Below are 14,388 nucleotides of genomic sequence, written 5' to 3'. Positions count from 1 at the left end.
GCTTAACAAACTCCCGAACGTGAGGACAAGACTCTGGGCCCAGCGTTCAGGCCGTCCGCAGAACGTTGTCGACGGCCCGTAGTTCGTCCGACCCGGGGCGCCGGCCGGCCGCCGCCACGTTCGCGCCCAGCTGCTCCGGCGTACTCGCTCCAGCGATCACCGAACCGACACTGGGCTGAGCCGCGAGCCAGCCGATCGCCAGCTCCAGCAGGGTCCAGCCGTTCGTCTCGGCCCACTTCGCGAGTCTGTCGACCTGGTCGAGCCGGTGTTCGGTGACCAGGTGACTGCGGTCCGCGATCCGGGTGCCGCCGGGCAGCGGTTCGCCGCGCCGGACCTTCCCGGTCAGCAGACCCTCGGCCAACGGGTAGTACGGCAACACGCCGACGCCGTAGTGTTCGGCGGCCGGCACGAGTTCGGACTCGGCGTCGCGGACGAGCAACGACCAGTTGTTCTGCGCGGAGACGAACGGGGTCAGCCCGTTCTCCCTGGCGAGATGATCGGCTTCGGCGAGCTGCCAGCCCTTGAAGTTCGAATGCCCGAGGTAGCGAACCTTGCCCTCGACAACGAGTTCGTGCAGCGCCGCCATCGTCTCCAGGACCGGCGTCGCCGGGTCGGGCAGGTGGATCTGGTACAGGTCGAGGTAGTCGGTTCGCAGCCGGCGCAAGGACCCCTCCACGGCACGCCGGACGTACGACCGGCTGCCCTTGGCGCCGGCCGCGGGACCGAACCCCATGTCCACGCCTGGATGCCCGAACTTCGTGGCCAGCAGGACCTGGTCCCGCCGCCCGGCCAGCACCTCCCCCAGCACCCGTTCGGAACCACCGTCCGGCCCGTAGATGTCGGCCGTGTCGAAGAGCGTCACGCCCAGCTCGATCGCCCTGTCCACGACCTTGCGGCTCGCGTCGACGTCCATCCGGCTGCCGAAGTTGAGGCAGCCGAGACCGACCTCCGACACGAGCAGGCCGGATCGGCCGAGCGCCTGGTACTCCATCAGTAGGGATAGTGCGCCGGGCCGCCGGCCACGGTCAGCCAGCGGCGTTCGGTGAACTCGTCCAGATTCGAGTCGCCGCCGGCCCGGCCGCCGAGACCGGACTGGCCGGTCCCGCCGAACGGCGCCAGCGCCTCGTCCTGCGGCGTCGCGTCGTTGACGTGCACCATCCCCGCGGACAGTTGCCGCGCGATCGCGAGACCCCGCGCCAGGTCGGCGGTCAGCACCGAGTCGACCAGGCCGTACCCGGTGTCGTTCGCCACCCGCAGCGCTTCCGCGTCGTCGTCGACCACGAGCACCGGAGCGATCGGCGCGAAGATCTCCTCGGTCCACAACCGCATCCGCTCGGTCACGCCGACGACGACGGTCGGTTCGAAGTACGGCGCCGTACCCGGGCCGCCGGTCACGATCCGCGCCCCCTCGGCGACGGCGTCGGCGAGCAACTCCGCGGCCCGGGCCCGTTGCCGGGCGTTGATCATCGGCCCGAGCCCGACCGCTGGATCGAGCGGATTCCCGACGATGATCGCCGCGGCGCGCGCGGACAGGCCCGCGACGTACGCGTCGGCGATCTCCCGCCGGACGATGTGCCGGCCGGCTGTGATGCAGGTCTGCCCCTGGTAGTGGAAGCTGGACCAGGCCCCGATCATCGTCGCCTGCTCGAGTTCGGCGTCGTCCAGCACGAGCAGCGCGTTGTTGCCGCCGAGCTCCAGCGACACCTTCTTCAGCAGAGCGCCGGCAGTCGCGGCGATCTCGCGTCCGACCTTGGTGGATCCGGTGAAGTGGACCATCGCGATCCCCGGGTGTTCGACCAGCCGGCGGCCGGTCTTCTCCTCCCCCGGTACGACGTTCAGCAGCCCGGCGGGCGCGTCCGCCGCGGCGAAGACGTCGGCGATCGCGAGCCCACCGCTGATCGGGGTCTCCGGTGACGGCTTGAGGACGACGGCGTTGCCGAGCGCGAGCGCAGGCGCGATCACGCGCATCCCCAGTACCAGCGGGAAGTTCCACGGGGTGATGACCCCGACCACCCCGACCGGGACGCGCTCCGACAGCGACAGCCGGCCGGCATGGTTCGAAGCGAGCACCTCACCCGAGGGCCGCGAAGCCAGCGCCGCCGCCTCCATCAGCTCGCTCGCGGCCGCCGAGATCTCGTAGTCCGCCTTCCCCGCGATACACCCGGTCTCCCGGATGAGGAGCTCGCGCAGGTACGGCCTGCGGTCGATCAGGGTCGCAGCGATCCGCCGCAGCACCTCGGCGCGTTCGGCGTACGTTCGTTGCGCCCAGACCTGTTGTGCGGCGGTGGCCGCCTCGACTGCGTCGTCGACGTCGGCCGGTTCGGCGAGTCCGGCGGTCGCGAACACCTCGTCCGACGCCTTGTCCCGGACGCCGATCGCGGCGGCGCCGGCCGGCCGCCGGAACTGCCCGCCGACGAACACGTTCTGCTGCCAGCGCGGATCCTGGGTCGTCACACTCGTCTCCCTGTCAGTACTCGTTGCTGGGGGCAATCGATCGGATGAGTTCGGCCGCCTTGGCGATCCCGTCGGCGTCCTTGAACAGTGCATCGCCCTGCTCGATACAGAGGTCCTCCGCATACCCGGCCTCGAGCACGCTCGCCACGAAGTCGGTCCAGAAGTCCAGTCCGTGCCCGAAGCCGATGGTGCGGTGCACCCAGGTCTTGTCCGCCCAGTCCTGGCCCGCCACTGGGTTGAGGACGCCGGCCACGGCCAGGTTCTGCGGTTTGAGCTGACTGTCGTTCAGGTGTACGCGGTGCACAGCGGCACCGAGGTACCGGACGGCAGCCGGGATGTCGATCTGCTGCCAGAACAGGTGGCTCGGATCGACCAGCGCGCCGACCGCCGGACCGACGGCGTCCCGGAGCCGCATCAAGGTGCGCGGATTGAACACGACGCTGCCCGGATACAGTTCGAGCGCGACCTTGACGTCGTGTTCGCCGGCGAACGCCGCGGCCCGTTCCCAGTACGGCAGGACGCGCTCGGACCACTGCCAGTCGAGGATCTGGGCGAAGTCGTCCAGCGCCAGCATCGAGATCCAGTTCGGGAACCGCGCCTGCTCCGAATCACCGGGGCAGCCGGCGAACTCCGTGACGGTCCGTACGCCGAGCAGCGCCGCGAGCTCGACCGTCTTCCGGAACAGGCTCTGCTGACGCGCGGCCCGGCCCGCGTCGGGGTGCAACGGATTGCCGTAGCAACCGAGCGCCGTGATCTCGAGCCCGGCCGCCTCGACCCGGGTGAGCAGTTGCTTGCGCTGCTTCCCGTCGACGAGCAACTCGTCCAGCCGGTACTCGAAGGCGACCCGCTCACCGAACGTCCCGACCTCGAGGCAGTGGATCTCCTGCCCGGCAAGGAAGGTGAGTGCGTCGTCGAGCGCCCAGCCGCGGAGACAGTCCAGGAACACTCCGGTCTTCATCATGAACCTCCAGGCTCAATGTTCGGTAGCTTAACAAACTCAGCCGGTCGCAGCAATGGCCGGATCCTGCGTTAACATGAAGTTTCAGTGCCTGCTTTTCTGTGCCTGCCGACGTTCGATGTCAGGAGCCCGTTGTGAACCCAGCGCCGACGCCCCCGAGCCGACTGGACCTGCCGGACAGTTCGCGTGGTGTGCTCCGGCGGCTGGCCACCCACGGACCTGCGACCCGGCCACAGCTGGCCCAGGTGCTCGGACTGTCCCGCCCGACGATGTCCGCGGTCATGCCCGAGCTGATGAACCTCGACCTGGTCAGCAGCAGCGGCTCCTCGCGCGGCGCCACCGGCCGCAGCGCTGTGCTGTACTCGCTGGCCCCCGGAGCCGGCCATGTCCTCGGCGTCGAGGTCGGTGCCACCCGGGCGCGGGTGGTGGCGCACTCGCTGGACGGTGAGCAGATCACCGCGAGCGAGGAGCGCGTCTCGGCCCGGCGGCGCACCATCACCGACGCGGCAGTGTCGACCACGATGGAGCTCTGCGAGAAGGTGCTGGCCGAGGTCGGCCACGACCACGGCCCCCTGCGCGACGTCGTCGTGGCCGCGCCGACCAAGCCGACCGACAAGCCGGCCACGGTCAGCACGAGCGGGCTGCAACCCGACGGCGTCGAGCAACTCGCGGCCGCGCTTCCGGTGCCCGAGGGTGTACCCGTCATCGTCGAGAACAACGTGAACTGTGCGGCCATCGCCGAGCACCGTCTCGGCGCGGCCCAGAACCAGGACACCTTCGTCTACCTGCAGGTCGGCGTGAAGATCGGCCTGGGCATCGTGATCGACGGCAAGCTGATGCACGGCGCGCACGGTGCGTCCGGCGAGGTCGCGATGATGCCATTCCCTTGGTCGCCGGACGAGCAGCCGGCCCGCGCCGGTCTCGAGGTGTACCTCGGTTCCGAGGCCCTGATGGCCCGCTGCGCCGAGGTCTGGACCAGCAGCAACGGCCCCGTACCGAAGGACGCGGAGGCGTTGTTCCAGGCCGCGGCCCGCGGGCAGACGACGGCGCGCCGGCTCGTCGACCAGCACGCCACCGACATCGGCCGGCTGGCCGTCGGCGTGATGAGCGTCCTGGACCCGGGCCTGGTCGTGCTCGGCGGCGGTGTCGGCCAGAACCAGCTCATCCTCCCCGGCGTCCGGCGGGCGACCACGGCGCTGGCCTGGGACACCGAGATCACCGTCGGCGCGCTCGGCGAGCACGCGACCGTGCTCGGCGCGGTTCACCTCGCCATCACCCGGGCTCTGGATCGCCTTACGTGACATGGCGGTGGCAGTGGTCGGGCTCGGGTAGGTCGAGCGTCGGGTTGCGGTCGAAGAACCCGGCCGGCCGGAGCGTGAAGCCACAACTCTCGACCGGCATCACCGGCCAGTCCTCGGTCCGTGGGAAGTGCGTCGGCCCGAACGTGTGCCACACCACGATGTCCTGCCCGTCGACATCCCGGTCGGCCGCGACATAGCCGGGCAGGCCCGCGCCACCGGGATGCTGGTTGACGTAGTCGCCCGCCGGATAGCGTTCGGCCTCGTCGTACCGCGTCACCCACAGGTGTTTGGTCGCGAACCCGGCCCGGCCGTGCAGCGTCGAACCCTCGGCCGCGAGCAGTACCGGCGCCGGCTGTGGATGCAGCACGTAGGCCGTTGGTTGCCCCAACCGATTGTTCCGTTCGGTACTGGCGATCCGCCAGACGCGTCCGCGCGCCGGGTCGGCCAGGCGGGTCGCGCCGGACTCCCGCGACAGCCGCGTGATCGTCCGGGTCAGCGCGTTGCCGTACGGATTGTCCGGGCCGATCGGCAGCCCGTGGACGTCGATCTCGTCGACCGCGTTGCCCGTACCGTCCACCATCATGTCGAGGCGGGCGCCGAACAGGTGCTGATGGGCCGGGGCACCGAGCCCAGGAGCGACCTCGGTGGCGTACGGGTAGTCGCCGCCGGGATGACTGGAGGTCCAGATCACCCCGGTCAGCTTCACCTCGAGCTCGATCGTGCCGTCGAGGTACAGGTACCAGTAGTACCCGTAGTCGTAGTTCCCGACCGTGGTGAAGAACGAGATCACCAGCCGCCGGCGGCGCCGGGTCCGCGACGAGCCGTCGAAGATGTCGGTGTGTTTCCAGCCGATGCCGACGTCCTCCTCGTGCAGGCAGACGGCGTTGCGGATCGTCCGCGGCCGGCCGTGGTCGTCGGCGACCGTCGCGTCCAGGTACGTGATCTCGCCCAGGCAGTCGCAGCCGAGTTCGAGCGAGTTCGCGAACTTGCCGATCAGGTATTCGCCGTTGTCGAAGTACGTCTGGAAGTACCGCGCCGGGCCGGGATCGCCGTACGGGACGACCATCTCGGGCACCGAGGCGCGATAGATCACCGGCCGTCCGTCGACGCTGAGCTGGTGCAGGGTCAGACCCTCGCGGGCGTCGAAGCCGATCCGCACCGACCATCCCTGCCATTCGAGCAGGTTGCCGTCGAGGCGGAAGCTCGGCCCGTCGGGCTGGGTGATCTCGATCGGCCGCAGCGTCGTGCGGGGCTCGACCTGGCTGTAGTCACCGGACTCACCGGGAACGGGCAGGACCGCCTCGTCGATCAGCCGGTACACGCGCCCCTCGACCAGATCGACGTACGCCGCCAGGCCGTCGATCGGATGCGCCCACGCCAGGTCCGACGGGTACTCCTGGACGAATGCGAGCACCCTGACGATCCGGCGGCCCTCCTCACCGGCGTGCCCGTACCAGCCGGCCGTCAGCGGGCACACCCTGACCGTACCGAGATCCGTGATCCCGCGACGCCGGACCGCGTCCTGCCAGCCGGGATCCGCGTGCACGATCTCGTCCACCTTGACGAAGTCCTCGTCCAGGATCGGCAGCTGCCCGTCGCGGGCGGGATCGAGCACGTGCCGCCGGACCACCTCGGCGCGGCTGACCGACACGACCACGTCGGCGAGCTCTCCGGTCGCGACGTCGATCAGGTACGCCCTCAGCGCGCGGCCCCGCGCCGTACCGTTCAGGACGTCCTGCTTCGGGGGCTCTTCGAGTCCCACGTAGGCGAACCGCGTGGTCGGCGTGAGCAGGCCGGCCTTGTCCAGTACGTCACGTGCTACCAGGTACTCGTCGGCCGACAGCGGGTCGAGTGGGTGCGTCATCGCTTCTCCTCGGCTACGTACGGACCGGCACCTTGGTGTCGTCCTGGTGATGGAGGAACCCGTCGATCCCGAGCCCGCGCAGGCGTGCCATCTCGCCGGCCACCAGTTGCACCGGGAGGATCTCGAGCACGGCCCGGGACATGATCGATGCCTGCGGCACCGGCATCACGATCAGGTTCGGCTCCGCCGCGACCGCGGCCGCGGTGACCAGCACGGTCGGGATCCCTGCGCCCGCGAGGTAACGGGCGAGCGAGATCTCCCGGCCGTCACCGATGAGCAAGCAGGCGTTGGACGACGTCAGCGGTTCCATGGGACCGTGCAGATACTGATAGGTCTCGTACGTCGACGTGCAGATCCTGGTGGACTCCCGGAGGAGGAGGGCCGATTCCGCGGCTGCCGCGTACGCTCCGGCCGCGCCGACGACATCGATCGAGCCGGCCGTCGCGAGGACCTCCGCGGCCGCCGCTGCCGGTTGCTCCAACGTTCGCGCGACCAAGCCGGGCAACCGATGCCAGTCGTCACCGTCGTCCTGGCCCGTCAGCGCATCGGCCAGCAGACCCAACGCCTGCAGCGTGGTGGTGTAGCCGACCGTGTAGACCCGGCTGTCCTCCCCCGCCTCGAGCGCCACGACCGCGTCGACGTGCTCGGCCAACGGGCCGTCCGGCACGTTCGTCAGTCCGAGCTTCGCACCGGCCGGAACCAGGTCCGCGGCCTCGATCGTCTCCCGGCTGCGACCGCCCTCGGACACGAACAGATACGAATCCGCGGGTCGGGATCTCGCCAGCGCCCCGAAGTCGGACCCGGCCAGGTTGACCGCGCGCCGCCCGGCGCCGGCCAGGCGGAAGACCAGCGCGTTGCCGGCGTGCGTACTCGCGCCCATCGACACGACCCCGAACGTCCCGTGCCGCCAGGCCTCCAGGTCCAGCTCCTTCAGTCGCGCGCGAACAGCGGCGGCCGAACGTTCCAGGGCCGCCGGCTGACCGGCGACCGCCTCGTAGTAGTCCATGCGGATCCCTTCAGTAGGACGCGGGGACGCTGTCGCCCAAGGCGAGCGCGCCGAGCACCGGGGCACGGTCGAGCAGCTGGACGGCGAGCTCGGAGTGCCGTCGACCCAGAGCAGCGGCGAAGGCGTCGTACAGGCGGCGCTGGCCCAGCAACACGCTGCCGCCGGCCACAACCTGGCCGGTGGTCACGCCGCGGCGGATCAGCCGGTCGACGAGCTCGGCCAGCTGCTGCCCAGCCTCTTGGATCACCAGAACAGCCAGCGCCGAACCTTCGTCGGCCGCGTCGAAGATCTCCACGGCACGTTCACCGAGCGACGCAGCCGACGTGGAGGTCGTGACGGCCAGGGCCAGTTCGGGGCCGTCGGTCGCTTCGAAGACGCCGAGCAGCCGCCGGCCGAGCGGATCGGCAGGCTCGCCGCGGTCCAACTCACCCAGGACGGCGCGCGCGGCCTCGCGGACCAGCCCGGCGGCACCGCCCTCATCGCCGAGCACCCAGCCCCACCCACCGGCGGTGACGAGGTCGCCCTGCACCCGGGCGACGGCGATCGACCCGGTACCGGCGATCAGCCCGATGCCGTCGCCGGCACCCGCCGCCGGAACGAGCAGTTCCGCATCGTTGACCACGAGCACGCCGCCGGTGAAGTACTGCCGCAACGCGACGGCGAACTCGTCGCACTGCTCGGTGGTGTCACAGCCATGCGCTCCGACCACCAACGGCAAGCGCAGCCCGTCGTCCCCCAGCCAATCACGTACGAGCCCCCACAGCGCCGTCGCGTTGCCGGGCCGCGAGTGCGTCCGCCAGGTCGGCGTACTGACGGTCCACTCCCGCCCGATGCGCCCGCCGGACCCGAGTGCCAAGTGGGTCTTGGTACCACCGATGTCGACACCGACAACCTCCCGCGGGCCTACCATCGTTCGATCACCGAACCCTCAATTGAACCGGAACAGCCGACAACCTCACAGCTGCGGACACTCACAGCGTGACGATTAGCGGCTGTTCAGAATCTGTGTTCGGTAGCTTAACAAACTCAACTGGCCTGCGACAAGCCTGGCTTGGTGGTCAGAACGATGTACGGCTGGTTGGAGAGGTTGGGGTTCAGGCCCGGGTACAGGGTCTGGGCGCCGGCGGGGTGGGCCACGCTGAAGAAGTACATCAGCGGGTACGGCGACGTCGTGTACGTGCTGTCGATCGTGGCGGACAGGGTCTGTCCGGATCGATCCATCGGGAGCTGCTGCCACGTCTCGGACTGGTCCACGTGCCGGTAGTGCAGGGTCGCTCCGGCCACGGCCGGATCCACCACCTGCAGCGATAGGGTCAGCGGTTCGCCGCGCTCGAAACGGAGCGGCACCGGGTGCTCGACTCCGGGTGTTGCCGGCCGGGTCGGTGCCGTCGGCAACAGACCGGACGCCTGCGAGCCGGCCGCCTCATGGAGTTCCTCGGTCAGGGCTGCCAGGTCGGCGTCCATGGCCGGGATGCGGTCCGCCCAGTGACCGTGTTCGGACGTCTCGATCCCGAACCGCAGATCCTGCTGGTAGACGCCGTCGGCAACGACCGGGATCTCGGCGTACGCATCCCGCGCCGCCTGACAGCTGCGCAACGCCGACTCCAGCGCAGCGACGTCCTTGGTCGTCCGGTAGGTCGAGTAGTCGACCGCGGCCCGGAACTTGCCGGCGAAGAACCTGCCCAGCCTGACCAGGATCTCCAGATCGATCAGCATCCGCAGGACCTGCTGGTCCGATCCGTCCGCGGACTGTCGGGCGCGCTCGAGGGCGTGCTGTCCGTCGGCGACCAGCTGTTCGATCCACGACGCCACCTCGAGCGGCGTGTACTTCGCCGACAGGTTGCCCGCCGCCAGCGCCGCGACGTACTCGTCGACGCCGTAGAACGTCGTCGGGTCGAACGGGCTGACGCCGCCCCAGTTCGCCGGGGCGTCGGTGTCGCCCGCGTAGTGGTCCGAGTGCACCCGCGACGAGATCGGCAGGTCGAAGTACACCTCCGGCCAGTAGCCGTTGTTCGATCCCCCGACGCCGTGGACGACCGTCACCAGCGGGAGGATCCGGCTGAGCGGGCTCAGCGCGTCCTCGATGTCAGCCGCGGCCTCGCCGTACGTCGATCGAAGATGGCGACGCCACGTCTCGGGCTCGGCGTCGGGGTTGTAGAGCAGCCGCCCCCACAGCAGGTAGCCGTAGCGGTACTTCGTCCACTCCCGGTTGCCGGGCAGCCGGAGATCGTCGCGGACGTACGGGTCGCGACCGCCGGGTTGGCCGCTGCCCTTGCGTCCCTTGAAGAACAGGGGTTCACACAGGTCGACACCGCGGGATGCGCCGAACGTCGACAGCCGCCCGTACCCGGCCGCGATCGCGGGATCGCCCCACGCCAGCAGCTTCTGGGTTCCGGGCCAGACGCGGAACATCAGGTCGACCGTCCGGTCCTCGCGCAGGAAGTCGCCGTACCCGTACCGGGTGAACCGCCGGGAGAACTCGGTGATGCCCCGCAGTTCATGGCCGGGCGGGATCGGCTTGGCTGCCTCCCGAGCGCGGATCGAGGCCTGGTGGTACGGCAGTCCGACGTGCTCGGCCCAGTACTTCGCCGACAGCACCGGGGACAGGTTCGGCAGGTCGACGGCGTCGAGCAGCGCCTGGTCGACACCCTTGGCGTGCATGTCGATCTCCAGCGGCCGGCCGGCCGAGTTCGCTCCCTCGAACACAGCCCGCCAGAAGATCTCGTGCTTGTCGTCCGGGATGCCGCCCTCGTAGTGGACCCGGAACGTCAGCCCGTCGATGTCAGGGCATTCGGTGAGCAACTGGGCGATCGCAGCCTTGCAGTACGCCGCGTGGTTATCGGGGCCGATCCCAGTGATCGGGTACCGGTGTACGGAGTCCCGGCCGTAGTCGTACGCATGGTTCCACAGGCCGAGCTGGAACTTGAGACCGCGGCGTCTGCTCTCGGCGCCGATGAAGCGCAGCATCTCCAGGTTCCGCTTCTGCTCGTCCGCTCCGACACCTTCGGCCCGCACGTCGTACCCGTCCACGTCGAAGAGGAACGGGTAGGCGAAGCACAAGTAGTTGTCGGTGGCACCGTGCCGGTCCGCGCCGTAGTTGTACTGCATGCCGAGCGCGAGGTGGAACCGGTTGAACCGGGACGCGGCCAGCCAGGTCAGGTACTCGGTCCAGAACCGCTTGTCGTGGAACCACGGCAGGTCCTCGTCCACGCTCGAGAACGACCGCACCACGCCGCGGACGGGAACCGCCGGCTGCTCGGCGAACGGCTCCACCGCGGCGAGGTCGGCGCCGGTGGCCACCCGGTCCGCCAGCTCGAGCAACCCGCACCGCAGGCCGATCTCATCGTTGCCCACGACAACGATTTCGTCATCGACCCGGAGTACGGCGTACGCCTCGGGTCCGAGCTCCGTACCGGGGAACTGGTCCGCAGTGGCGAGCCGGACGGCCGGTGCATCGGTGATCCCCTTCGCTGCCAACGCTTGGGAGAGTTGTTCGGTCGCCCAGGTGGCGACGCGGCCGGTGGTGGTCTCAGACATGGGACTCCAATCACTTGCCGTCGAGGGTCTTGCGGGCGTCGGCCAGGAACTTCGTGACGCCCTGCTTGATCGAGATCTTCTTGAACGCGATGTCCTGGCTGGCCTTCAGCAACAGGTCGGCGACCGCGGTCGAGGCGGCCGGGCTGGTCTGCGGTGGGGCGGACGAGTTCTTCAGCGCCAGGTCGGTGTACGCGAGTACCTGCTTCTCGCTCGCCGACAGGTCACCGCCCTTCACCAGTACGTCCCGGCCGGCGGCCGAGGCGGGAGGTCCGCTGATCAGCCGCAAGGTCTTCGCGGCGTCCGCGCCGTTCGCGAACCAGTTGATGAACGCGGCGCCGTCATCCGCGCGCTTGCTCCGGGCGTTCAGCGACAGGAAGCTGCTCGGTGCCGGGAACGTGCCGCACTTGCCGCTCGTCGTGTGCCGCGGCGGGAGGGTGATGTCGATGGTGTGGTCGGTGAGGTCCTGGAAACCGCCCTTGAGGTTGGGCGTCTGGATGTGCGCGAGTGCGGCCTGCTTCTTGACCAGCGGCCCGTTCGGCCAGTCGCCGTACTGGGACTGCGCCGCGATGTCTGCGGGGATCGTGCCACCGGTCGCCCGCAGCGCCGCCCAGAACTCGAACCACTCGGTCAGCGAGCTGTCGCTGAAGGCCGGCGCACCGTCCTTGTACAGGTCTTCGCCCTTGCCACGCAGGAAGATCTGCAACGACGCCGTGTCGCCGCTGGGGTCCTCCGCGCCGTAGACCTTGTTGCCCGACTTCTGCCGGATCTGGTTGGCCAGCGCCGCGAACTCCGTCCAGGTCCAGGTCTCCTGCGGGTGCTCCAGGCCGAGCTGGTCGAGCACGGTCACGTCGTACCCCATGCTGTACGTGCTCATCGCGATCGGGATGCCGTACTGCTGACCCTTCAGCTGGCCCTGCGAGAGCAGGTTGTGGTCGATCGGCTTGGTGTCGAGAGTGGCCGGGATGTACTTGTCCAGCGACTGCAGCGCTCCCGCCGCGCCGTACTGGCCGATCCGCGGCGCGTCGATGTTGATCACGTCCGGAGCGTTGCCGCCGGCCATCTGGGTGGCGAGCTTGTCCCAGTACTCCGCGGTCGCGGTGCCCTCGAACACGATCTTCACGTCCGGATGGCTCGAGGTGTACAGGCCGGCGAGCTTGCCGCGCAGACCGAGCTTGGTCGGGTCGCCGTAGCTGCTGAAGCGGACCGAATCCTTGGCTTCCTTGGCTGCGGGGTCGAGGTTGCAGGCGGACAGCAGCGGCGCGAGCACGCCGGCCGCCAGCCCGGCCTGCAGGAGGTGCCGCCGGCTGAGCGGTGTGGTCATGAGGGTTCCTTTCGGGCTAGCCCTTCAGGCCGGTCGTGGCGATGCCCTCGACGATCCGGCGCTGGGCGAGGAGGAAGACGACGAAGGTCGGCACCAGGGACAGCACCGACATGGCCAGCAGCTGCCCGTACGACGACTCGCCGGTTGCGTCGACGAACCGCCGCAGGGCGACCGGTACGGTCTCGCTGCTCGGGTAGGACAGGTAGATCAGCTGGGAGAAGAAGTCGTTGTACGTCCAGATGAAGGTGAAGATCATGGTGGTGATCAGCACCGGTCCGGTCAGCGGCAGGATGATCCGGCTGAAGATGCGGACCTTGCCGCAGCCGTCGATCATCGCCGCCTCGTCCAGCGTGCGCGGGATCGTGCGGATGAACTGGACCATCAAGAAGATGAAGAACGCGTCGGTGGCCAGGAACTTCGGCACCACCAGCGGGAGATAGGTGTTCACCCAGCCCAGGTTGAAGAACAGCACGTACTGCGGGATCAGCAGCGCGTGCGCCGGCAGCATGATGGAGCCGAGCATGATGCCGAAGAACACCTTCTTGCCGCGGAACTCCAGCCGGGCGAACGCGTACGCCGTCAGCGTGCAGGCGATCACGTTGCCGGCCACCGCGAGGACTGCGATCAGCAGCGAGTTGACGTAGAACCGGGTGAACGTCGGAGCGGTCGCGGTCCAGCCGGCAATGTAGTTGTGCGGGTTGAGCGAGCTCGGGAACGGGTTGAGCTGGGAGAAGATGTCCTTCTCGTCCTTGAAGGATCCCCCGAGCATCCAGAGCAGCGGATAGACCATCACCAGGGTTCCGGCGATCAGGGCGAGGTGGGTCAGCCACCTGCGCCCGCGCCGGCGGTCTGCCGGTAAATGCTTCGGGGCGTGCAGGAGAGTTGTCATCAGCGGTCCTCGTAGTAGACCCAGCGGCGGGCGAGCCCGAAGTTGATCAGCGTGAAGGTGGCGATGATCAGCAGCAGCACCCACGCCATCGCGGAGGCGTAGCCCATGTTCAGGTTCGTGAAACCCTGCTGGTACAGGTAAAGCGTGTAGAACAACGTGGAGTCCGACGGACCACCGGTGCCGCCGCTGACGACGTACGCCGGGGTGAAGGCCTGGAACGCCTGGATGATCTGCAGTACCACGTTGAAGAAGATGATCGGGGTCAGCAGCGGCACGGTGACGGATCGGAACCGCCGCCAGGCGCTCGCGCCGTCCACCGACGCGGCGTCGTAGAGCTCCTGCGGGATCTGTTTGAGCCCGGCCAGGAAGATCACCATCGGCGAGCCGAACTGCCAGATGTTCAGCAGTACCAGCGTGTAGAGGGCGGTGTCGGGGCTGGAGATCCAGCTGTGGCCGGCGACGCCGAAGAACGCGAGGAAGCCGTTCAGGACGCCGTCGTCGTTGAACAACTGGCCCCAGATCACCGCGATCGCCACGCTGCCGCCGAGCAGCGAGGGGATGTAGTAGATCGACCGGTACCACGCCATCCCACGCAGCGGGCGGTTCAGCATGACCGCGACCGCCAGCGCGAATCCCAGCTGTAGCGGGACCGTCAGGGCGACGTAGATGAAGGTGACCTTCAACGACTGCAGGTAGCGCGGGTCGTCGGTGAACAGCTTGACGTAGTTGCCGAAGCCGTTCCAGGCCGGTGGCTGGAGCAGGTTGAACTTGGTGAACGACAGGTACAAGGAACCGAGCAGCGGGCCGGCCGTGAGCAGGAGCAGGCCGGCGAACCACGGAGCCAGGAACAGGTAGGCGACCCGGTCACGCCGGCTGCCGGCACCGCGCCGTGGTGCGCGAGTGCTGCGGTCATCAGCTGTCGGTTCGGGGCCTGCCGGAGCGGAGAGCTTCGTACCCGTGCTCATGGTGGCCTCCTCTGAGGACCTTCTTCACCGATGTAGAAACGTGCCGGAAAAGGGGCCGGAGCCTTCAGCACACGCGTCTGAACGGACCCGGCC

At 68.9% G+C, this 14,388-nt stretch carries 11 protein-coding genes; 1 reads left to right on the top strand and 10 read right to left on the bottom strand.

What is annotated here, in order from left to right:
• Window positions 1-46: 46 nt before the first annotated feature.
• The 3 genes from ACFYRU_RS16005 to ACFYRU_RS15995 are packed head-to-tail and all read right to left on the bottom strand — an operon-like array spanning window position 47 to window position 3,415.
• A complete protein-coding gene (locus ACFYRU_RS16005; RefSeq protein WP_387658725.1) occupies window positions 47-991 on the bottom strand; it encodes an aldo/keto reductase in 945 nt (314 codons plus the stop codon).
• Complete coding sequence (locus ACFYRU_RS16000) at window positions 991-2,454, bottom strand: aldehyde dehydrogenase family protein (protein ID WP_387658723.1); 1,464 nt, start codon at window positions 2,452-2,454, stop codon at window positions 991-993. Before ACFYRU_RS16000 ends, ACFYRU_RS16005 begins: the two co-directional genes overlap by 1 nt.
• 13 nt (window positions 2,455-2,467) lie before the next feature.
• Window positions 2,468-3,415 carry a sugar phosphate isomerase/epimerase family protein gene (locus tag ACFYRU_RS15995; protein ID WP_387658721.1) on the bottom strand — a complete coding sequence of 316 codons (948 nt, stop codon included), beginning with the start codon at window positions 3,413-3,415 and terminating at the stop codon, window positions 2,468-2,470.
• Between the two features lie 131 nt (window positions 3,416-3,546).
• Here ACFYRU_RS15995 and ACFYRU_RS15990 point away from each other — a divergent pair, with 131 nt between their 5' ends.
• Entirely contained in the window at window positions 3,547-4,713 is a 1,167-nt protein-coding gene (locus tag ACFYRU_RS15990) for an ROK family protein (protein WP_387658718.1), read from the top strand.
• Here the strand turns inward: ACFYRU_RS15990 and ACFYRU_RS15985 are convergent.
• The 7 genes from ACFYRU_RS15985 to ACFYRU_RS15955 all read right to left on the bottom strand — a co-directional run bounded on the left by ACFYRU_RS15985 (window position 4,706) and on the right by ACFYRU_RS15955 (window position 14,295).
• On the bottom strand, window positions 4,706-6,577 hold the full coding sequence (locus ACFYRU_RS15985) for a primary-amine oxidase (RefSeq protein ID WP_387658716.1): 1,872 nt from the start codon (window positions 6,575-6,577) through the stop codon (window positions 4,706-4,708). The two genes, ACFYRU_RS15990 and ACFYRU_RS15985, sit on opposite strands and share 8 nt — an antisense overlap.
• A 13-nt stretch (window positions 6,578-6,590) precedes the next feature.
• A complete protein-coding gene (locus tag ACFYRU_RS15980) occupies window positions 6,591-7,583 on the bottom strand; it encodes an SIS domain-containing protein (RefSeq protein WP_387658713.1) in 993 nt (330 codons plus the stop codon).
• A gap of 10 nt (window positions 7,584-7,593) precedes the next feature.
• Window positions 7,594-8,493, bottom strand: coding sequence for an N-acetylglucosamine kinase (locus ACFYRU_RS15975; protein WP_387658711.1), 900 nt, complete (start codon window positions 8,491-8,493; stop codon window positions 7,594-7,596).
• A 116-nt stretch (window positions 8,494-8,609) separates the two neighbouring features.
• A complete protein-coding gene (locus tag ACFYRU_RS15970) occupies window positions 8,610-11,120 on the bottom strand; it encodes a hypothetical protein (protein ID WP_387658708.1) in 2,511 nt (836 codons plus the stop codon).
• A gap of 10 nt (window positions 11,121-11,130) precedes the next feature.
• Window positions 11,131-12,441: an ABC transporter substrate-binding protein gene (locus tag ACFYRU_RS15965; RefSeq protein ID WP_387658705.1), complete on the bottom strand. Its 1,311-nt coding sequence runs from the start codon at window positions 12,439-12,441 to the stop codon at window positions 11,131-11,133.
• Between the two features lie 16 nt (window positions 12,442-12,457).
• Entirely contained in the window at window positions 12,458-13,330 is an 873-nt protein-coding gene (locus ACFYRU_RS15960) for a carbohydrate ABC transporter permease (RefSeq protein WP_387658702.1), read from the bottom strand.
• Window positions 13,330-14,295, bottom strand: a complete 966-nt coding sequence (locus ACFYRU_RS15955; RefSeq protein ID WP_387658700.1) for a carbohydrate ABC transporter permease — start codon at window positions 14,293-14,295, stop codon at window positions 13,330-13,332. The genes ACFYRU_RS15960 and ACFYRU_RS15955 overlap by 1 nt, the downstream gene beginning before the upstream one ends.
• Window positions 14,296-14,388 lie beyond the last annotated feature (93 nt).

Origin of the sequence: Kribbella sp. NPDC004536, assembly GCF_042873835.1 — a bacterium.
Lineage (GTDB): Bacteria > Actinomycetota > Actinomycetes > Propionibacteriales > Kribbellaceae > Kribbella.
The sequence above is the reverse complement of the archived record's forward strand: the minus strand, read 5'-3'. Positions and strand labels throughout refer to the sequence as shown.